At 61.5% G+C, this 20,560-nt stretch carries 19 protein-coding genes; 8 read left to right on the forward strand and 11 right to left on the reverse strand.

The annotated features are described in order from the left end of the window. Window positions 1-373: 373 nt before the first annotated feature. From AC54XV_RS22545 to AC54XV_RS22555, 3 genes are read right to left on the reverse strand one after another with little or no spacing between them, the layout of a single operon-like run. Window positions 374-2,575, reverse strand: coding sequence for a xanthine dehydrogenase family protein molybdopterin-binding subunit (locus AC54XV_RS22545; protein WP_103360430.1), 2,202 nt, complete (start codon window positions 2,573-2,575; stop codon window positions 374-376). Further along, entirely contained in the window at window positions 2,572-3,561 is a 990-nt protein-coding gene (locus AC54XV_RS22550) for an FAD binding domain-containing protein (RefSeq protein ID WP_003399948.1), read from the reverse strand. Before AC54XV_RS22550 ends, AC54XV_RS22545 begins: the two co-directional genes overlap by 4 nt. Continuing rightward, complete coding sequence (locus AC54XV_RS22555; protein ID WP_032619652.1) at window positions 3,558-4,088, reverse strand: (2Fe-2S)-binding protein; 531 nt, start codon at window positions 4,086-4,088, stop codon at window positions 3,558-3,560. Before AC54XV_RS22555 ends, AC54XV_RS22550 begins: the two co-directional genes overlap by 4 nt. Window positions 4,089-4,353: 265 nt before the next feature. On the opposite strand from AC54XV_RS22555, the gene AC54XV_RS22560 reads away from it, so the two are divergent. From AC54XV_RS22560 to AC54XV_RS22580, 5 genes are all read left to right on the forward strand, one after another. Then, a complete protein-coding gene (locus AC54XV_RS22560; RefSeq protein ID WP_003396212.1) occupies window positions 4,354-5,649 on the forward strand; it encodes an NCS2 family permease in 1,296 nt (431 codons plus the stop codon). Further along, a complete protein-coding gene (gene trmA / locus AC54XV_RS22565) occupies window positions 5,646-6,731 on the forward strand; it encodes a tRNA (uridine(54)-C5)-methyltransferase TrmA (RefSeq protein ID WP_024659843.1) in 1,086 nt (361 codons plus the stop codon). Before AC54XV_RS22560 ends, trmA begins: the two co-directional genes overlap by 4 nt. A 374-nt stretch (window positions 6,732-7,105) precedes the next feature. Then, window positions 7,106-8,392 carry an MFS transporter gene (locus tag AC54XV_RS22570; RefSeq protein WP_024640227.1) on the forward strand — a complete coding sequence of 429 codons (1,287 nt, stop codon included), beginning with the start codon at window positions 7,106-7,108 and terminating at the stop codon, window positions 8,390-8,392. A gap of 172 nt (window positions 8,393-8,564) precedes the next feature. Further along, on the forward strand, window positions 8,565-9,455 hold the full coding sequence (gene ypfJ, locus AC54XV_RS22575) for a KPN_02809 family neutral zinc metallopeptidase (protein WP_003399938.1): 891 nt from the start codon (window positions 8,565-8,567) through the stop codon (window positions 9,453-9,455). Between the two features lie 4 nt (window positions 9,456-9,459). Further along, window positions 9,460-10,449 (forward strand): hypothetical protein, encoded by a 990-nt coding sequence (locus AC54XV_RS22580; RefSeq protein ID WP_003399936.1) that lies wholly within the window; start codon window positions 9,460-9,462, stop codon window positions 10,447-10,449. A 240-nt stretch (window positions 10,450-10,689) separates the two neighbouring features. Here AC54XV_RS22580 and AC54XV_RS22585 read toward each other — a convergent pair whose 3' ends face one another. The 3 genes from AC54XV_RS22585 to AC54XV_RS22595 form a co-directional block, all read right to left on the reverse strand. Continuing rightward, on the reverse strand, window positions 10,690-11,280 hold the full coding sequence (locus tag AC54XV_RS22585; protein WP_054092210.1) for an HAD family hydrolase: 591 nt from the start codon (window positions 11,278-11,280) through the stop codon (window positions 10,690-10,692). After that, window positions 11,277-12,146 (reverse strand): acyl-CoA thioesterase II, encoded by an 870-nt coding sequence (gene tesB, locus AC54XV_RS22590; protein ID WP_024640224.1) that lies wholly within the window; start codon window positions 12,144-12,146, stop codon window positions 11,277-11,279. Before tesB ends, AC54XV_RS22585 begins: the two co-directional genes overlap by 4 nt. 140 nt (window positions 12,147-12,286) lie before the next feature. After that, window positions 12,287-12,856 (reverse strand): GNAT family N-acetyltransferase, encoded by a 570-nt coding sequence (locus AC54XV_RS22595; RefSeq protein ID WP_003399930.1) that lies wholly within the window; start codon window positions 12,854-12,856, stop codon window positions 12,287-12,289. Window positions 12,857-12,976: 120 nt separating this feature from the next. On the opposite strand from AC54XV_RS22595, the gene AC54XV_RS22600 reads away from it, so the two are divergent. Next, window positions 12,977-13,894 carry a histone deacetylase family protein gene (locus tag AC54XV_RS22600; RefSeq protein ID WP_003399927.1) on the forward strand — a complete coding sequence of 306 codons (918 nt, stop codon included), beginning with the start codon at window positions 12,977-12,979 and terminating at the stop codon, window positions 13,892-13,894. Between the two features lie 106 nt (window positions 13,895-14,000). Beyond that, window positions 14,001-15,239: a TIGR03862 family flavoprotein gene (locus AC54XV_RS22605; protein ID WP_181133980.1), complete on the forward strand. Its 1,239-nt coding sequence runs from the start codon at window positions 14,001-14,003 to the stop codon at window positions 15,237-15,239. Between the two features lie 248 nt (window positions 15,240-15,487). Here AC54XV_RS22605 and rhlE1 read toward each other — a convergent pair whose 3' ends face one another. Beyond that, window positions 15,488-16,816 (reverse strand): RNA helicase RhlE1, encoded by a 1,329-nt coding sequence (gene rhlE1 / locus AC54XV_RS22610; RefSeq protein WP_003399924.1) that lies wholly within the window; start codon window positions 16,814-16,816, stop codon window positions 15,488-15,490. A 62-nt stretch (window positions 16,817-16,878) separates the two neighbouring features. Next, on the reverse strand, window positions 16,879-17,793 hold the full coding sequence (gene yedA / locus AC54XV_RS22615; protein WP_011268946.1) for a drug/metabolite exporter YedA: 915 nt from the start codon (window positions 17,791-17,793) through the stop codon (window positions 16,879-16,881). 167 nt (window positions 17,794-17,960) lie between these two features. Here yedA and AC54XV_RS22620 point away from each other — a divergent pair, with 167 nt between their 5' ends. Continuing rightward, complete coding sequence (locus tag AC54XV_RS22620; protein WP_024640221.1) at window positions 17,961-18,428, forward strand: Lrp/AsnC family transcriptional regulator; 468 nt, start codon at window positions 17,961-17,963, stop codon at window positions 18,426-18,428. A 4-nt stretch (window positions 18,429-18,432) separates the two neighbouring features. Here AC54XV_RS22620 and AC54XV_RS22625 read toward each other — a convergent pair whose 3' ends face one another. The 3 genes from AC54XV_RS22625 to AC54XV_RS22635 all read right to left on the reverse strand — a co-directional run bounded on the left by AC54XV_RS22625 (window position 18,433) and on the right by AC54XV_RS22635 (window position 20,527). Beyond that, window positions 18,433-19,044: a 3'-5' exonuclease gene (locus tag AC54XV_RS22625; protein ID WP_003399918.1), complete on the reverse strand. Its 612-nt coding sequence runs from the start codon at window positions 19,042-19,044 to the stop codon at window positions 18,433-18,435. A gap of 21 nt (window positions 19,045-19,065) precedes the next feature. Beyond that, window positions 19,066-19,542 carry an NYN domain-containing protein gene (locus tag AC54XV_RS22630; RefSeq protein ID WP_010426725.1) on the reverse strand — a complete coding sequence of 159 codons (477 nt, stop codon included), beginning with the start codon at window positions 19,540-19,542 and terminating at the stop codon, window positions 19,066-19,068. Between the two features lie 280 nt (window positions 19,543-19,822). Beyond that, window positions 19,823-20,527, reverse strand: a complete 705-nt coding sequence (locus tag AC54XV_RS22635; RefSeq protein WP_003399914.1) for a DUF2076 domain-containing protein — start codon at window positions 20,525-20,527, stop codon at window positions 19,823-19,825. Window positions 20,528-20,560: the final 33 nt, after the last annotated feature.

Genomic DNA, 20,560 nt, shown 5'->3' on the forward strand with positions numbered 1-20,560 from the left:
TGAAACCTGCTGCCGGCCGCAAGCCAACAGCGATTGCCCCCACGGTAATGAGTGCTTATGTTTCTTTATTCTGGCGTTTCCAGTGGCGAAAACGCCGGTCGATGCACTGATCATTGCCTGAACGCACTGATGCAGATCAATCGACCATCAAAGAGTAGTCCTGTTCGGCCATTAAAGTCGTGTGGTCTATTGTCGCGTGGCGGGTTGTCTCACCTGCGGAGAACTGCGGCGTCTATCGTTCCTCACGCTCCGCGTGGGAATGCCGTTCGTGACGCTCCGCGTCACACCACCTGCGCAAGAGGACGCAGAGCGTCACGAACTGCATGCCAATGCAGAGCATTGGCACGATAGGCAACTGGATGTGCGCTCGCTGTTACAACAGCTTATCCAGCGTGATCGGAAACTCGCGGATACGCTTGCCGGTGGCGTGATAGATCGCGTTGGCAATCGCTGCCGGCACACCGACGATGCCGATTTCGCCGACGCCCTTGGAACCCAGCGCGTTGACGATGTCATCGTGTTCTTCGACAAACAGCACGTCAATGTCGCCGATGTCAGCGTTCACCGGGATATGGTACTCGGCCAGGCTGTGGTTCATCGGGCGGCCCAGGTCGTGGTCAAGCATCGCCTCTTCCTGAAGCGCCATGCCCATGCCCCAGACAACGCCGCCCAGAATCTGGCTGCGCGCCATTTTCGGGTTCACGACCCTGCCCGCTGCCACGGCACTGACCACACGATTGACCTTGATAGTGCCAAGATCCTCGTCGACCAGCACTTCGACGAACACCGCCGAGTGCGTAGCTGCCGCATAGGCTTCGCGCTTGTTGTCCGGCTCGGCGTCGACTTGCACCTCGATGACACCGTGGGCCTGAGACGCGGCCAGTTCAGCCATCGATAGCGCCTGATCGCCGACGTACAGCTTGCCCGCTTCGAAGCGAACCTCATCCGGCGTCACAGAAGCGAATTGCGGATGCAGCCCTTTGGCAACTTCCAGTACTTGGCGCTGCAAAGCCTGACAGGCCTGTTGCACCGCAGTACCGACTGAAGACACCGTGAACGAGCCGCCCTGCAACGGCGCAGTCGGCAACGAAGAGTCGCCCAGCAGGAAGCTGACGTTATCCACCTCGATACCCGACGATTCTGCAGCGATCTGCGTCATGACGGTATAGGTGCCGGTGCCAATGTCGGTGGTAGCGCTGCTGACCACCAGCGTGCCGTCCGCTTGCAGACGCGCCTTGGCGCTGGCCTTCATCTGCATGGCCTCCCAGACACCACCGGCCATGCCCCAACCGACCAGCTGACGGCCTTGACGCATGCTGCGTGGCTCAGGGTTGCGGCTGGACCAGCCAAAGCGTTCGGCACCCTGTGCGTAGCATTCGCGCAATTCCTTGCTCGAATACGGCTTGTCTTCGTTACCGTTGCGCTCGGCGTAGTTGGTCAGGCGCAGGCGCACCGGATCGATGGCCAACGCGTAAGCCAGCTCATCCATGGCGCATTCCAGGCCGATCATGCCCAAGGCAGCACCCGGCGCACGCATGTCGAGCGGCGTGAACACGTCCAGCGGCACCAGTTTGTAGGTCAACTGCACGTTGTCGCAGTGGTAGAGCATGCCGCTCCATTCCACGACGTGTTCGCTGAAGTCCTCGAAACGCGAAGTCTGCCCGATGGCTTCATGACCGACCGCCAGCAAACGACCGTTGGCAGCCGCGCCCAGACGCAGGCGCTGAATGGTGCGCGGACGATAACCGAAGGTGAACATCTGCTGGCGGGTCAGCGTCAGGCGCACGGAGCGCTTGAGGTGCAGTGCAGCCATTACTGCCAGCGGCAGTTGATATTGCGGGCGCAGGCCAGAACCGAAGGCACCACCGACGAAAGCGGCCAGCACGCGGATCTTGTCCTTTTCCAGGCCGAACACCTTGTGCAGATAGTCCTGACAGTTTTGCGTGCCCTGGGTCTTGTCGTGAATCTGCAAGCTGCCATCGGCCTGATACAGGACGGTCGACGCATGCGGTTCCATCGGGTTGTGGTACTCGCTGGGCGTGCTGTACGTCACGTCCACGCTCAGCGCGGAGCTGGCCAGTTCGCCTTCGAAGTTGCCACGCGGCGGCGGCAATTCGGCAGGCGCGTCATAGGCGGTGTCGAGCATGGCCTGCAGATCGGTCTGGTGCTCCTGCTGCTCGTATTCGATACGCACCAGCGAGCCCGCGTGACGCGCCAGTTCCAACGTATCGGCAACGACCAGCGCGAGCGGTTGGCCGCTGTACATGACGTTGTCGTTGTAAAAAGGACGAAACGGCGAACCGTCGGCCGAATCGGCGTCCTCATAGTTTTCGTCATAGCTGGCCAGCCAAGGACGATTGGTGTGGTCGATGACCGCGACCACACCCGGAACCTTCATTGCCTCGCTCTTATCGATGCTGGCGACGCGACCGTTGGCGATGGTGCTGGAGACCACGCTGCCATACAGCAACCCTTCTTCAGGGTATTCACCGGCGTAACGCGCGCCCCCGGTCACTTTCAATCGGCCGTCGACGCGGTCCACAGGCTTGCCCATTGGCGAAAATGGCTGGTTCATTGGGCGCTCCCTCCTGTTGCGGCATCGCTCAAGGCACGAATGATCGCGCGGCGGGCCAGTCTGACTTTGAAACCGTTGTGCTCCAGAGGCTGCGCATCTTCAAGCATGGCGTCTGCAGCAGCGGCGAAGTTCTCGCGAGTGACCGGCTTGCCGACCAGCAGCGCTTCGACCGCCTTGTCGCGCCATGGCTTGTGCGCGACACCGCCCAATGCCAGACGCACGTCGCGAATCACATCGCCGTCCATATCGATGGCGGCAGCCACCGATATCAGGGCAAACGCATAGGACGCACGGTCGCGGATCTTCAGATAAGCGTTGTGGCTGACAAAGCCGTTTGCAGGCAGTTCGACGGCGACGATCAACTCATCGTCGGCCAGTTGATTGTCCCGTTGCGGAGCATCACCCGGCAGGCGATGGAAATCAGCAAACTCGATAGTGCGGCGGCCGGCACGTCCTTGAACATGCACCACGGCTTCCAGCGCAGCGAGTGCCACGCACATGTCGGACGGGTGAGTCGCGACGCAGTCTTCGCTGGCACCCAGGATCGCGTGAATGCGATTCACGCCCGTACGCGCCGGGCAGCCACTGCCTGGCTCACGCTTGTTGCACGGCACGCCGGTGTCATAGAAGTAATAGCAGCGGGTGCGTTGCAGCAGGTTGCCGCCGGTGCTGGCCATGTTGCGCAACTGCGGCGAAGCACCGGCCAGCACGGCTTTGCTCAGCAGCGGGTAACGCGCTTCGATCAGCGGGTGATAGGCCAGGTCGGCGTTGCTGACCAACGCACCGATCATCAGACCGCCCGAGGCAGTTTCACTGACATCCCTTAAAGGCAGGCCGGTGATGTCGATCAGGTGCTCTGGCGTGGCGACGTTTTCTTTCATCAGGTCAAGCAGATTGGTGCCGCCTGCAATGAAACGCGTGGCCGGTCCGCTCAGGTTGACCGCAGCAGTGATGTCGGTCGGCTTGCTGTAAGTAAACGGATTCATGCGTTCACCTCCGGCTTCGGCGCTGCGTTGTGGAACTGCGGCAGCGCCTCTTCGACGGCGGCGAGAATATTGCTGTAGGCACCGCAACGGCACAGGTTACCGCTCATCAGTTCCTGAATCTCGGCACGCGTGCTGGCGCGCCCCTCATTGGCAAGCCCGACAGCCGAGCAGATTTGCCCGGGCGTGCAGTAGCCGCACTGGAACGCATCGTTCTTGATGAACGCCTGCTGCATGGGATGCAACTGGTCGCCATCAGCCAGGCCTTCAATGGTGGTCAGCTCGGCGCCATCACACATGATCGCCAGCGTCAGGCAGGCATTGATGCGCGTGCCGTCGCGCAGTACGGTACACGCACCACACTGGCCGTGGTCGCAGCCTTTTTTGGTGCCGACCAGATCGAGCTGATCGCGCAGCAGGTCAAGCAAGGTGGTCCAGGGCAGCACATCCAGTTGGCGGAGCTGTCCGTTCAGGGTCAGGGAAATCGCGTGGGTGGCGAATTCCTGGGGGTTCGGGGTCGTTGCACTCATGGAAACCTCACGGTAGGCGGTCACTTAGCGCACTTTTTATGCGTCTTAAGGGGTGGGACTTCGCGAGGTTTGCAACGTTCAGGCTTTCTTGATGGGCGTACTTGTCATTGAAAGGCCGTCATCCACAGGCAGCCATCCCGCCAAGCTGCTGGTATGATGCGCGGCTTTTTCCGACCCGCAAAAATCAAACGGGCTGCCCTGCAGTCTGTGCATTGCTGTTGGAGTCGATCATTCACGACGCGCGCCGCGTCACGGAGAGCCAGACATGCTGGAAAGGCTGTTTCAACTCAAGGCACACAACACCAACGTGCGAACCGAGATTCTTGCGGGCGTCACGACTTTCCTGGCGATGGCTTACATCCTGTTCGTCAACCCGAGCATCCTCGGCGAAACCGGCATGGACAAGGGCGCGGTATTCGTCGCCACCTGCCTGGCAGCGGCCATCGGCTCGACGGTGATGGGCCTGATCGCCAACTACCCGATCGCCCTGGCACCGGGCATGGGCCTGAACGCCTTCTTTACCTACACCGTGGTCCTGCACATGGGCCACAGCTGGCAGGTAGCGCTGGGCGCGGTGTTCATTTCAGCGGTGATGTTCTTCATCCTGTCGATCTTCCGGATCCGTGAATGGATCATCAACAGCATTCCCCTGCCCCTGCGTTCGGCGATTGCGGCCGGTATCGGCCTGTTTCTGGCGCTGATCGCCCTGCATAACGCCGGTATTGTGGTCAGCAACCCGGCGACCATGGTCGGCATGGGCGATCTCAAGCAGCCAGCCCCGGTACTGGCGACGCTGGGCTTCTTTCTCATCGTGGCCCTGGATTACCTCAAGGTGCGCGGCGCCGTGCTGATCGGCATCCTCGCGGTGACCCTGGTGTCTATCGCCCTGGGCTTCTCGCCGTTTGGCGGTGTGGTGTCGATGCCGCCTTCGCTGGCACCGACCTTCATGCAACTGGACATCATGGGCGCGCTGGACGTCGGTCTGGTCAGCATCATCTTCGCTTTCCTGTTCGTCGACATCTTCGACAACTCCGGCACGCTGATCGGCGTGGCCAAACGCGCCGGGCTGATGGGCAAGGACGGGCACATGCCGAAGATGGGCCGTGCGCTGATCGCCGACAGTACTGCCGCGATGGCCGGTTCCCTGCTGGGCACCTCGACCACCACCAGCTACATCGAGTCGGCTGCAGGCGTGAGTGCCGGTGGCCGCACAGGTCTGACTGCAGTGGTAGTCGCCGTGCTGTTCCTGCTGGCGCTGTTCTTCGCCCCGCTGGCCGGCAGCGTGCCCGCCTTCGCGACCGCACCCGCGCTGCTGTTCGTCGCTGTGTTGATGGCGTCCGGCATGGCGGAAATCGACTGGGATGACATCACGGTCGCAGCGCCAGTAGTCATCACGGCCCTGGCCATGCCATTCACCTATTCCATCGCCAATGGCATTGCCTTTGGCTTCATTTCCTGGACAGCGATCAAGCTGCTGTCGGGACGCTGGCGCGAGCTGAATTCGGCGCTGGTGATCCTGTCGATCCTGTTCGTGATCAAGCTGGGCTGGTTCAACGCATGAGTGTTCCCTTCGACCCTGCGAGCTACGACCGTCAGCTCGAAGAAAAAACCGTCCGCCTGCGCGAGTTGCTGGCGCCGTTCGATGCTCCCGAGCCACAGGTGTTCGACTCGCCACGCGAACACTATAGGCTGCGCGCCGAGTTCCGCCTGTGGCGCGAAGACCAGAAGCGCTATTACGCGATGTTCGCGCCGGGCGACAACAGGACGCCGATCCTGCTCGAGGGCCTGCCGATCGCCAGCGAGCGCATCAACGCGCTGATGCCGGTGCTGCGCGAGCGCTGGGAAGCCAGCCCGACGTTGAACCACAAGCTGTTTCAGGTGGACTTCCTGACCACGCTGGCAGGCGACGCGATGATCACCCTGTGTTATCACCGCCCGCTGGACGCCGAATGGCAGGCCGCCGCCGCGCAACTGGCCGCCGAACTGGACGTCAGCCTGATTGGCCGTTCCAAGGGGCAGAAGCTGGTCATCGGTCATGATTACGTGACCGAGAAGCTCGACGTGGCTGGCCGCACCTACAGTTACCGGCAACCGGAAGGCGCTTTCACCCAGCCCAACGGCACGGTGAACGGCAAGATGCTCAACTGGGCCTTCGATGCGCTGGGCGAGCGGCAGGACGACCTGCTGGAGCTGTATTGCGGCAATGGCAACTTCACCCTGCCGCTGGCTACACGCGTGCGCAAGGTGCTGGCCACCGAAATCAGCAAGACCTCGGTCAATGCGGCGCTGAGCAACCTGGATGACAACGGCGTGGACAACGTCACGCTGGTGCGTCTGTCGGCCGAAGAACTGACCGAAGCCCTGAACGAAGTGCGCCCGTTCCGCCGTCTGCACGGCGTGGACTTGAAGAGCTACGATTTTGGCAGCGTGTTCGTCGACCCGCCGCGCGCCGGCATGGACCCGGACACCTGCGAACTGACCCGGCGCTTCGAGCGCATTCTGTACATATCCTGCAACCCGGAAACCCTGGCCGCCAACATCGCCCAACTGCACGACACCCACCGGGTCGAGCGCTGCGCACTGTTCGATCAGTTTCCGTACACCCACCACATGGAATCGGGCGTGCTGCTGGTTAGGCGCTGAGGCTCCTCTGACTGACTATCGTGCCGACGCTCCGCGTTGGCATGCCGTTCTGGACGCTGCGCGTCCTATCCTGAACATGCGGCGCGACGCAGATCTGTGACGCAGAGCGTCACCCACGGCATTCCCACGCTGGAGCGTGAGGAACGATAATCCCGACTATCGTGCGGCGCTCTGCGTCGCATGCCGTTCCGGACGCTCCGCGTCCTCTTGCGACGCGGAGCGTCGTGAAATGCATTCCCATACTGGAGCGTGAGGAACGAGAGTTCTTTCATGCCCGTCACGGCGAAACTGTCAGAATATTTATTAGCTTCCTATCGATACGCTGGGGTATAAACCAAAAACCTGAATCAGCTGCTTCGATGGGATCCTTTTTCTTGAGCTCCGAGTCTTCCGCGCCTTCTGTACCGGTCAAGTTGTCCAGCCAGCCCGGTTTCGTCAGTTTTATCCTCTCGCGCCTGATGGCGGTGTTCGCCATGCAGATTCAGGCGGTGGTCGTTGCCTGGCAGGTTTATGACATGACCCGCGAGCCGATGGCGCTGGCCTATGTGGGCCTTGCTCAGTTCATTCCCATGTTGCTGCTGTTGATGCCTGCCGGGGATCTGATCGACCGCTACAACCGCAAGGTCATCCTGATGCTCAGTTGGGGTGTGCAGGCGATCTGTGGGGTCATTCTGCTGGTGTTCTCGGCACTGAAGCTGCAAGACCTGCGGCTGATCTACGGCGCGCTGATGCTGTATGGCTGCGCCCGCGCTTTTACCGGTCCGGCGCTGCAAAGCCTGCTGCCACAGATTGTCCCGCGCGACCAACTGGCCTCGGCCATCGCCACCAACAGCGTGATCATGCGCTGTTCGACCGTCGGTGGGCCGCTGATCGGTGGCTATCTGTACTGGCTGGGCGGCGCAGAGCTGACCTATTCGGTCTGCGTCGCAGCATTTATCGCCGGCATCCTGTTTCTGGCCCCCGTGGCAACGCCCTTTGCCGGCAAGCCGGTGGAACTGGGTTCCAGCGCCTGGGGCCGGTTCACCGCGGGCATTGCCTTCATTCGCTCGCGGCCGATCATCCTCGGCACCATTTCGCTGGACCTGTTCGCCGTGCTGCTCGGCGGCGTGGTGGCGCTGCTGCCGATCTACGCCCATGAAGTGCTGCACCTCGGGCCGCAGGGGCTGGGCATGCTGCGTGCGTCGATGAGCCTGGGTGAACTGGGCGTCGGCATTTACCTGAGCATGCGCCCGCTGCAGCGCAACGTCGGCATGACCATGTTTCTCGCCGTCGGCCTGTTCGGCGTCGCGAATCTGGTGTTTGCCCTGTCGACCCTGTTCTGGCTGTCATGCCTGGCCCTGCTGATCGCGGGCGCGGCGGACATGGTCAGCGTGTTCATTCGTTCAGCGCTGGTGCAGTTCTCGACGCCGGACAACATGCGCGGCCGGGTCAATGCCGTGAACATGCTGTTTATTGGCTCCTCCAACGAACTGGGCGAGTTCCGTGCAGGCACCAGTGCCTCGCTGGTCGGCGCAATCCCTGCCGCGATCCTGGGTGGCGTCTGCACGCTGGGCGTGGTCGGCGCCTGGATGACGGGCTTCAAGTCATTGCGCCAGGTCGACCGTTTTGCCGACGCCTCGCCGCCGGACGTGCTCAACGCGCAGCCCGTCAAACAGGCCTGACGGCGGCAGGTTTCAGCAAAACACAGCCACGGCACAGCTTGCGCGAACCAATCAGCCTCGCCGCACCTCTATACCCTCGCATTCTGCACACGACGCTGGCCGGAACACGCCGGACTGGCGCATTCGCGTATCAGCAGCGAAACTAATTGCACGAAAAGAAGAGGGATCCGACATGCTCTGGAAAAAAGGCCGACGCAGCGACAACGTAGTCGATGCGCGCGATGGCGGCAGCAGTGGTGGCGGCGGTGGCATGCGCATCGGCGGCAAGGGGCTGGGTCTGGGCGGCATCGTGATCATCGTCGCCATCGGCCTGCTGACCGGCCAGGACCCGATGCAGATTCTCGGACAACTGACCGGACAAGTGACCGAGCAAAGCGCCCCACCCAGCGCGCAAACGCGTGAGGCCCCGCCGGCCAACGACCAGCAGGCCGAATTCGTGCGCAGCATCCTTGGCGATACCGAGGACACCTGGCGTGCCGTGTTCGCCCAGAACGGTCGCGAATACAAGGACCCCACGCTGGTGTTGTTCAGCGGCCAGGTGAACTCGGCCTGCGGTCGCGCTACGTCGGCAACCGGTCCGTTCTATTGCCCGGCTGACCAGCAGGTCTATCTGGACATGGAGTTCTTCCGTGAAATGGCCCAGCGCTTTTCCGCCGCTGGCGACTTCGCCCAGGCTTACGTGATCGCCCATGAAGTCGGGCACCATGTGCAGACCCTGCTGGGCATTTCCGCCAAGGTCGACAAGGCTCGCCAGGCCGGGCAAAAAATGGAAGGAGCCAACGGTTTACTGGTCCGCCAGGAGCTGCAAGCGGACTGCTTTGCCGGTGTTTGGGCGTACAACGCACAAAATCGTTTGAACTGGCTCGAGCCGGGTGATATTGAAGAAGCATTGAATGCGGCCAACGCTATCGGCGATGATCGCTTGCAGCAGCAAAGCAGTGGTCGAGTCGCTCCGGACTCCTTCACTCACGGCACGTCTGCACAGCGTGTACGCTGGTTCAAGGCAGGCTTTGCCCAAGGTCAAATCAATCAATGCGATACATTCGCCGCCAAGAGTCTCTGAGCACATGATTAAACCGCTTCTGGTCCTGTTGTTGAGCACTGCCTTCGTGAGCCTCGGGGCGCATGCCGAGGATCAAGCGGTCAATTCCATCAGCCCGGATCGCCTCGCCATCAATGGCGCCGAGGCGACCCTCGGGCTGAGCCAGGAGTGGGTACACCCCAAGCCGAAGATCGAGCGCGTGGTGATCGTCCTGCACGGTCGCCTGCGCAATGCGCAAACCTACCTGCGCAGCATCGAACGTGCGGCCAACCAGTCCAGAGAGCGCGGCAAGACCCTGCTGATCGCCCCGCAATTCCTGGATGAAAAGGATATCGTCGCGCACCACTTGCCGGACTCGATCCTGCGCTGGCGCCAGAACAGCTGGATGGAAGGCGCAACCTCCACCGATCCCAAGCCGGTCAGCTCGTTTCTGGTGCTGGACCACATCCTCAAGCGCCTGAGCGACAGCAAGCTGTTCCCCAACCTGAAGGAAATCGTCATTGCCGGGCACTCCGGTGGTGCCCAGGTGGTGCAGCGCTACGCGATGATCGGCGGCAAGGAAGACGCCCTGCTGCAGCGTGAAGGGGTGAAGCTGCGCTACGTGATCGCCAATCCGTCGTCCTACGCCTATTTCGACGCGGAACGGCCTGAGCCGGTAACCGCGCAAAGCTGCCCGAACTTCAACGACTGGAAATACGGCCTCAACAAGATGCCGTTCTACTCGGGCAAGGAAAAGCCGGCTGACATCGAGAAGAATTACGTGAAGCGCGACATCACTTACCTGATGGGCGAGCTGGACACCGACCGTAATCACCCGGCGCTAGACAAGACCTGTGCCGCCGAAGCGCAAGGCGCCTACCGCCTGATTCGCGGGCAGAACTACTTCAACTATCTGCAGAAGCGTCACCCCGAGGGGCTGAACCAGCGCCTGGTGATCGTGCCGAAAGTCGGCCACAACGGCGACGGGATCTTCACCTCACCGGAAGGCCAGGCGGTGCTGTTCAAGCCGTTTTGAGTGATCTGGATATAACTATTGTCCCCACGCTCCGCGTTCAACGCTACATACAAGTCCGCTTTTGATTCTGGCCGGAGGCCGTGGGAGCGAACTTGTTCGCGAAAGGGTCAACATAATCGTCGAAAATGCATCGACTGAAATACCGTCTTCGCGAGCAATGCGGATCGCCGCCACGGTCGCTCCCACAAAGACTTGTGGATAACGGTGAGCGCTCCGCATTGCCACGATAGGCAACTCAGATCACCCCAGCATCCCGCGCAGCGCTATGCAATTCTCTGCATGCCAGTCAGTCAGCTCCGGCCAGGGATTGTCCTTCAGGTTGACCAGAACAGTTTTGGCGCCTGCCGCACGGCCGCAGTTCAGGTCATGCATGTAGTCGCCGATCATGACCATCTTCTCCGGCTCGACACTCCAGCGCGTGGCCAGCTGCAGTAAACCCGCCGGATCCGGTTTGGGAGTCGCCTCGTCGCGGCCCAGTACATCCTCGACGGCAAAGCAGTCAGCCAGGCCGATGGCCTTCAAGGTGATATACGCCAGCTCCTGAGCGTTACGGGTGAGTATGCCCAGTCGATAACCGCGCGCCGACAATTCGCGAACCAGCTCGACCGCGCCTTCGGCAGGCTGCGAAGCCAGTGCCAGCTCGCGCTCATGCTCCAGCAGCCAGGCGTGCTTGGCCGCCGATTCCTCAGCGGGCAACGCAGCAAGATGCCCGAGAATGTCATCGTCCTGGGGGATGCCCAATTCACGTTTGATGGCCGGGAAGTCGTGGATAGGGACGGTCAAGGTACCGTCCATGTCGAACACCCAGTGCCGTATACCTTCGAGTGTCATGCCCAATCCTTACGATGGCGGATCAGCCCTTCCTGACTGACCGATGCGACCAGTTGCCCGGTGCGGTTGAAGATACTGCCGCGCGAGAAGCCGCGCGAGTTGCCTGCCCAGGGGCTGTCCATCGCGTAGAGCAGCCAGTCATCGGCACGCAGGTCGTTGTGGAACCACAGCGAATGGTCAAGGCTGGCGACCTGCATGTCGCGCTGCCAGACGGTCTTGCCGTGCGGCAGCAGGGATGTGGTCAGCAAGTTGAAGTCGGAGGCATAGGCGAGCATGTAACGATGCAGCGCCTGCACGTCCGGGAGGCTGCCATCGGCGCGGAACCACACGTATTTGACGGGATCGCCGGGCTTGGGATCGTACGGATCTTCAGCGGTCACCGGGCGGAACTGGATCGGCTTGGGGCGCAGAAACTTGTCGTGCATCGCTTCAGGAATCAGGTGCGCGCGGCGGGTCAGCAACTCCAGCTCGGACGGCAGGTCTTCCGGGCCGACAATCTGCGGCATCGTCGCCTGGTGCTCGAAGCCCTCTTCGTCGTACTGAAACGAAGCGCTGCAGGTGAAGATCGGCTTGCCCTTCTGAATGGCAGTGACACGGCGCGTGCTGAAGCTGCCACCGTCACGCACACGGTCCACCTGATAGACCACCGGCAAACCGGCATCGCCGGGACGCAGAAAGTAGCCGTGCAGCGAGTGAACATGACGGTCCTCTTCAACTGTCTGACTGGCGGCAGACAGCGACTGACCCAGCACCTGACCACCAAACAACTGGCGAAAGCCCAGATCCTGGCTATGACCGCGGAACAGGTTTTCTTCAATGGCTTCCAGCGTCAGCAACTCAACCAGATCATCCAGCACTTGGCTCATTCTCATTCCTCTCGTACATCGACTTTGCACTTGTACGGCAACAGCAGTCGCTGCATTTTCCCACAGGCCTCGGGCCCGTCCCCGCTGGAATGGAATGATACAGATTTAAGATGGTTGGCTTAATTCAATCTGCACCCGGATCAAGGCTTCAGCGTCTTGAGCCACTGCTCATGGCTGATCCGGTACAGCACGTGCGGTTTGAGCGGGTGGCCGTCCGCAAGATTGGGGTGATCGAAGTTGCCGGACTCATCCTGCTGCATGCCGATTGCCTGCATCACCTTTTGCGACGGCTGATTGTTGACCGCCGTGAACGACACGATCTCCTTCAGCTCCAGGCGCTCGAAACCACAGCCCAGCGCGGTCCAGGCCGCCTCGCTGGCAAAGCCCAGGCCCCAGTGTTTGTGCGCCAGCCGCCAGCCGATTTCCACGGCCGGGGTGAACGGTGCCTTGAAACCCACGACATGCAGCCCGGTGAAACCTATGAACTCGCCGGTGTCCTTGCGCTCCAGCGCCCAGAACCCGAAGCCCAGTTCGGCAAAATGACCACGCAGCCGCCCGATCATGGCAGCACTTTCGAGACGGCTCAGGGGGTCTGGAAAATAGCGCATGACACGAGGGTCCGCGCACATGTCGGCGAACGCCGGCAAGTCATCGTCACGCCACTGCCGCATCAGCAGTCGGGCGCTATCAAGCTTGAGTATCGGTTCCATCGATTCCCCCGTGTCACGAGACATGAATGGGCGTCAGTGCAGCCATCCGCTGCGCCACACAACTGGGCGTACGGATGCTTTACTGGCACTATCGGGCTTCGGCCCTCTAACGGACGCAAAATGTCCCTACCGCTTATCTACCATGAAGACTACAGCCCGGACTTCCCGGCGGATCATCGCTTCCCGATGGACAAGTTTCGTTTGTTGCGCGATTACTTGATCGACAGCGGCCTGACCAGTGACGTTCAATTAATGCGTCCCGAGTTGTGCCCGGCGGACATTCTGGCGCTGGCTCATGATCCGTCCTACATCAGCCGCTACCTTAGCGGTGATCTGTCGCGCGAAGACCAGCGGCGTCTCGGACTGCCGTGGAGCGAGGCTCTGGCACGCCGAACCATCCGTGCGGTAGGCGGCTCACTGCTGACCGCCGAACAGGCCCTCAAGCATGGCCTGGCCTGCCACCTGGCGGGCGGCACCCACCATGCGCACTATGACTACCCGGCGGGTTTCTGCATTTTCAATGACCTGGCGGTGATCAGTCAGTACCTGCTGCAAAGCGGCCGCGTGGACAAGGTGCTGATCTTTGACTGCGATGTGCATCAGGGTGACGGCACGGCGCGCATTCTGGCCGATACCGAGGACGCCATTACCGTCTCGCTGCACTGCGAAAAGAACTTCCCGGCACGCAAGGCGCAGAGCGACTGGGACATCCCGCTGCCGATGGGCATGGGCGACGCCGACTACCTGAACGTCGTCGATGACCTGCTCAACTACCTGCTGCCGCTCTATAAGCCGGACCTGGTGCTGTATGACGCAGGCGTCGATGTCCACAAGGACGATGCGCTGGGCTATCTGCAACTCACCGACCAGGGGCTGGCCAATCGCGACGAAGCGGTGCTGCGTCATTGCCTGAGCCGCGACATTCCGGTCATGGGCGTGATCGGCGGTGGCTACAGCAAGGACCGCTTGGCACTGGCAAGGCGCCACGGAATCCTCCATCACAGTGCGCAACGGGTCTGGAACGACATGGGCCTGTGAGCCTGCGCGGTACTTTGCTTCAGTCTCCGCCAATGACGTGCGCCACACCTTGAAAGAACGCTCGGGTAGAATGCCCCACCCCTCTGCTATCGATACTTCGCTGACCATGACCGACCTTGCCCTCTCCGCTGCCCGAACCGTCGCCATCATCGGAGGCGGCCCTGCGGGGTTGATGGCAGCAGAAGTGTTGAGCCAGGCCGGACTGAAGGTCGATCTGTACGACGCCATGCCGTCGGTTGGGCGCAAGTTCCTGCTCGCCGGGGTGGGCGGTATGAACATCACCCACTCCGAGCCCTACCCGGCCTTTCTGGCGCGCTATGCCGAACGCTCGCCGATGATCGCACCGCTGTTGCGCGGTTTTGACGCTGATGCCCTGTGCCAGTGGATTCATGCGCTGGGCATCGAGACTTTCGTCGGCAGCTCGGGGCGTGTGTTTCCCACAGACATGAAAGCCGCGCCCCTGCTCCGTGCCTGGCTCAAGCGGCTGCGTGATGCGGGCGTCACGATTCACACGCGGCATCGCTGGTCGGGCTGGAACGCCGATGGCAGCCTGCGCATCGCGAACGCTGACGGTGAACGGGCGATCGAACCTGCAGCCACATTGCTGGCGCTGGGCGGCGCCAGTTGGGCGCGGCTGGGTTCGGACGGGGCCTGGCTGCCGTGGCTGCAGGCAAGGCAGGTCGAGGTTGCACCTTTGCAGGCCGCCAACTGTGGTTTCGAGGTGAGCGCCTGGAGCGACCTGCTGCGCGACAAGTTTGCCGGTGCTCCGTTGAAGAATATCGCGATGGGCCTGCATGGCCATGCCCTGCGCTTGGGCGAATGTGTGCTGACCGCGACGGGCGTGGAAGGCAGCCTGGTGTATGCACTGTCGGCGCAGATTCGTGAACAGATCAACCTCCACGGCTCAGCGATTGTGGATATTGACCTGCTGCCCGGCAAGACGCTGGCAGACATTCAAAAAGCCCTGAGCAAACCCCGTGGCTCGCGCTCGATGTCCAAGCACCTGCACAGCCAGTTGGGCCTGGACGGCGTCAAGGCAGCACTGTTACGCGAGCTTGCGCCTCGTGAAGCGTTTGCCGATCCACTGGTGTTGAGCGAGGCCATCAAGGCGCTGCCACTGCCCCTGATCAAACCGCGCCCCATCGATGAGGCCATCAGCACCGCAGGGGGCGTCACCTTCGAGGCCATGGACGAGCGTCTGATGCTCAGGCAATTGCCCGGCGTATTCTGCGCCGGTGAAATGCTCGACTGGGAAGCGCCGACCGGCGGCTACCTGCTGACCGCCTGCTTCGCCAGCGGCCGCGCTGCGGGGTTGGGGATGGTCGAATGGCTGCAATCGCGCTGATCATGATCGTCGCCACGCTCCGCGCTTATCGTTATGTAAAAGTCCGCTTTTGATTCGGCCCGCAGGGCGTAGGAGCGAACCGGGCGACGCTTCGCTTGTTCGCGAAGAGGGTGTTTCAATCGATGCATTTTCGGCGATTATGCAGGCCCCTTCGCGAACAAGTTCGCTCCTACGGCCTCCGGCCAGAATCAAAAACGAACTTGCGTATAGCAATGAGCGCTCCGTCCGCTTTGAATGCGCACTGCGCCTCAAGGCTTCTTCTTGCGTGGGCCGGTGTTGAAGACCGGTACTTTACGCACCGGTTTGACCACCGGCGCAGGCTCGGAGTCGCCGCTGTCGACCCATTTGCCCAAGTTGCGCTTGCTGCCCGACACCTTGGGTTTTTTCGGTTTCTTGGGCTTTTTCAGGATCTGGCCGCTGGCATCCGTGCTCGGTACGCGATGCTCCGGCTCGAAGTCCTGCTCTTCCTTGCGCTCCAGGGTCTGGCGGGTCAGCACTTCGATGGCTGACAGCAACTCGACCTCATCGGCACACACCAGCGAAATTGCCTCCCCCGTCAGCCCCGCACGGCCGGTGCGGCCAATACGGTGGATGTAATCCTCGGCCACGATCGGCAGGTCCAGGTTGACCACGGTCGGCAGGTCATCGATGTCCAGACCGCGCGCTGCCACGTCGGTGGCCACCAGAATCTTCACTTCGTTGCTCTTGAAGCGGTCCAGCGCACGCTGGCGAGTGGCCTGCGGCTTGTCGCCATGAATGCCGTCGGCGTTCATGCCCAGCGCCTGCAAGCGATCCACCAGTTGATCGACGCCAACCCGGGTCTTGGCGAATACCAGCACCTGCCCCCAGCGATGCTTCTTCATCAGATGGATGAACAGATCCGCCTTGCGTTTCTTGTCCACGGTCACGACCCATTGCTTGACCGAAGACGCCGCGACGTTGCGCGGGCTAACTTCGATGGTCAGCGGGTCATTGAGCATCTGCGCGGCCAGCAGACGAATCTCGTCAGAGAACGTCGCGGAGAACAGCAGGGTCTGGCGCTGCTTGGGCAACACCGCATAGATACCGCGCAGTTCCTCGGCAAAACCCAGGTCGAGCATACGGTCAGCTTCATCGAGGATCAGCGTCTGCAACTGGGAGAACTTGACCGCGTTCTGGCGATGCAGATCGAGCAAGCGACCGGGGGTCGCGACCAGCACGTCGACGCCCCTGCGCAGCTTCATCATTTGCGGGTTGATGCTCACGCCGCCGTAAGCCGCGTAGGTGGTCAGCGGCAGATGCTCGGCGTACTGACGAATGCTTTCGTGAACCTGATCGGCCAGCTCGCGGGTCGGCGCCAGCACCAGCGCGCGAATCGAGTTGGGCGCGACTTTCGGGCCTTCCATAGTCAGCCGTTGCAGCAGCGGCAAGGCAAAACCTGCGGTCTTGCCGGTGCCGGTCTGCGCAGCTGCCATCAGATCGCGGCCCGCCAGTACCGGAGGAATTGCCTGGGTCTGTACAGGCGTCGGAGTCTGGTAACCGAGCGCTTCGAGGGCGCGCAGCAAGGGTTCGATCAGGCCGAGAGAGGCGAATGTCATGGAAATACCGTAGGAAAGATTCAACGCAAGGCGCGCAGTTTAACCTGTCCGGCGCGCCTCGGTTAGCTTGTGCGTGTCGATGCGACCTCTGGCGGCGGCGACCTGCGCCATTGCGGCAGGCCAATCAGCACCACGGCACTGATGATCACCACCATGGCCATGCACTCTTCGACACCGATCGTTTCGCCAGCGAACACCACGCCGAGCATCACTGCCACGGCCGGATTGACGTAGGCGTAGCTGGTCGCCGCTGCCGGGCGCACGTTCTTGAGCAGGTACATATAGGCGCTGAACGCGACGATAGAGCCGAACACCACCAGATACAGCAGCGCGCCCCAGCCCGCCGCCGTCGGCATATGCGCCAGACGCTCGCCACTCAAGGCACTGCCGATCAGCAGCGTCGCCCCCGCCGTGATCATTTCCGCCGCACTGGCCATCGGACCCTTCGGCAACGGCAGGTGCTTGCTCAGCACCGAACCGAACGCCCAGGCTGCGGCGGCAAAAATCACCACGGCAGCGCCATAAGGGCTGGCCTGCAAATTGGAGCCGAGGTTCAGCAGGCCGATGCCGATCAGGCCCAGCACGATGCCTGCCCATTCAAGATTCGTGGTGCGATTGCCCCAGAACAGGCCAAACAGCAGGGTAAACAGCGGCATGGTCGCCACCGCCAACGCGGCAACGCCTGATGCGACGCCTGCGTGTTCGGCCAGGGTGACACCGCCATTACCGCAGGCCAGCAGCAGGAAGCCGATCACGAACGCGGCTTTCCACTCGCGCCAGGTCGGCGCAGGCACGCCGCGAAACCGCAGAAAGCCATACATCAGGCAGCCGGCAATCAGAAAGCGCACACCCGCCATCATCAACGGTGGCCACGATTCCACGCCGATGCGGATCACCAGATAGGTAGAGCCCCAGATCAGGTACAAGGCCAGAAAGGCACCGATGAGCAAGGGTGAAACACGAACGGATTGAGGCATGGCTAGGCTCTGGGATCATTGTTATGGTTGACCTATTGTATGAAGGCCGAAGTCGGATATTAAGCAGACAAACCTGTTTAAAACGCGCTGAAACTTACGATTCAATGCTTGTCAGGCCTGCTTTCCTTTTATTTTAAAAACGCCCATCGCTGGGTACGAGGCACGCCATGACCCTGGATAAATACGATCGGATTCTGCTCGATGAGCTGCTGAAAAATGGCCGGGCGTCTTTTGCGCAACTGGCGAAACTGGTCAACCTGTCCGCGCCCGCGGTGGCCGAGCGGGTCGCCAAGCTGGAAGCCAGTGGCGTGATTACCGGTTACGAGGCCAAGGTCGATCTGTCGAAAGTCGGCCTGCCGATTCAATGCATCATCGAACTGCGCATGGGCAGCCATGGCAATCAGCAGGCCTACAAGGAACTGTGGAAAGTCCCCGAGCTGATCCAGTGTTACCGGGTGACGGGCGACCCGTGCGTAATCATGCGCGCAGCGGTCGATTCGATGCCGCATCTGGAAGACCTGATCAACCGGATCGCCAAGTTTGGCTTCAGCAAGACATCAATCGTGCTGTCGACAGCCGTGGAGCGCAGCCTGCCGAGCGATTACTTGATCAGCAACGGCAAACAGGAGCACTGACAGGTCAGACGCCGCGCTGGCGCTTCAGGGTTTCGCTGATCTTCGCGGCCGGGACTTTCTGCAGGGAACACAGCATCTGGTGGGAGATGGCAGAGATGCCGTGGGTCTGGCGCAATTCGTTGGTCAGGTGCGCGGTCAGGTTGGCCGCCATTTCCGCATCGGCCATCGCCCGGTGAGCCTTGCCGGTGTCGGGCAGACGCGCATAGCGGGTCAACGTGCCGAGCTTGTGGTTCGGTGCGCCGGGCATCAGGCGTCGGGCCAGCAGCAGTGAACAGGCGAAGCTCTGTTCGCGCGTGCGCTGGATACGCGACAGCTCGTAGTCCCAGAACTTCTGGTCGAACGAGGCGTTGTGCGCCACCAGCGGTGTCGAACCGACGAAATCCGCCACATCGCCCATCACCCGCTCGGCGCTGGGGGCGGTACGAATCATGTTGTTGCTGATGCCGGTCAACCCTTCGATGAACGCAGGAATACGCACGCCGGCATTCATCAGGCTCTGAAAGCGCTCGACGATACGCCCCTGCTCCATGATCACCACCGCAATCTCGGTCGCCCGGCAGCTATGGCCCGGGGAGATGCCGGTGGTTTCAAAGTCGATGACTGCAATACGTTCCAACACTGGCCTGACCCTGTTAATTCATTTCAGCAAAAACGCGCCTTCGATCGGCACGTAACGACTGGCGGCGCGGATCAACGAGTTCGCGGTCAGCCCCGGCACGCCGTAGGCGACCGCCTCGACCCCATGTTTGCTGATCACGCGTTCGAGCAACATGTCGAAGTCGCCATCACCCGACGCCAGCACGATTTCGTCCACTTGCGGCGCGAAATCCATGATATCGATGGTGATGCCGACATCCCAGTCGCCTTTGGCCGAACCGTCGCTGCGCTGGATATACGGCTTGAGCCTGACCGTGAACCCCAGATTGCGCAGTATCTGCTGGAACTGCTGTTGCTTGCTGTCGCCACGATCGATGGCGTACGCAAACGCGTGAACGATCTCGCCGCGCTTGCTGATATCCGCCCACAAGGCGGCGTAATTGAAATGACAGCCATGCGCCTGGCGCACGGTGTAATACAGGTTCTGCACGTCGGCGAACACCGCGATCTTCTTCACCGCAATTCCTCATGGCGGGCAACATGCCCACGGGTTACAGCGATCCGGAACGTGAATCGGTGCCCAGTATGCCAGTTTGAGGAAGGAATTGAGGGATGGATCGGTACCGGCCGCTGCGAAGCCCGCGCGTCATGGCATAGATCATCGTTCCCACGCTCCAGCGTGGGAATGCCGTTCTGGACGCTCCGCGTCCGTTCCGGAGCACGCGGCGCAGCGCAGATTCGTGGCGCAGAGCGTCAAAAACATTCCCGCTGGAATATGAAGAACGACCGTCACATCCTCAAACGAACGAATCATCATCCGAGAACATGTCGCCACCATCGTCGAAATTGTCGTCAGCCGTGTACTGCTGATCCGGCTGTCCCCAACCGCCCTGATCATTGGACAAGCCGGTGTCCTGCGCCTGTGGCGCGTCATGAATGACTTCGACGATCTCCTGCGGCTGGCTGTGGTGGCTGAACATGCTGCTGATACCTTCTGCCAGCAGCACACCGCCCGCTACACCGGCCGCGGTCTTCAGCGCCCCGCCAAGAAAGCCACTACCGGCAGCCGGAGCAGGCGCGGCATAACCGCCCTGCGGCGCTGCGGGCGCAGGTGCCGGATTGAAACCGCCACCATCACGCCAGCCGCCACTGGATGGCTGGCTCGGTTGCGGCTGCGATGCGCGCGGGGCGCTGCTGCCAAAGATACTCGACAAAAACCCGCCACTCGCTGGCGCGGACGAGGCTTGCCCCTTGGCCTGCTGAAGCTCGGCCTGCAACTGCTGAATCTGCTCGTCGCGCTGTTTTACCTGCTGATTGAGCTGATTGACGGCCGCTTCCTGCACCAGAATCGCCTGCGTCATGTAGTACGGCGCAGCGGGCTGGCGGGTCAGATGCTCCTTGATACGCGCCTCGGCCGCAGCATCTCGCGGGGCGGAAGCCGTTTCAGCGTCTTTCAGTTTCGAGAAAAGACCGTCAATCAGGGTTTGCTCTTCGCTGTTCATGACCACCTCACTGAGTTGCCACTGGAATTCTTC

The sequence above is a fragment of the Pseudomonas fragariae (ex Marin et al. 2024) genome (assembly GCF_059621105.1).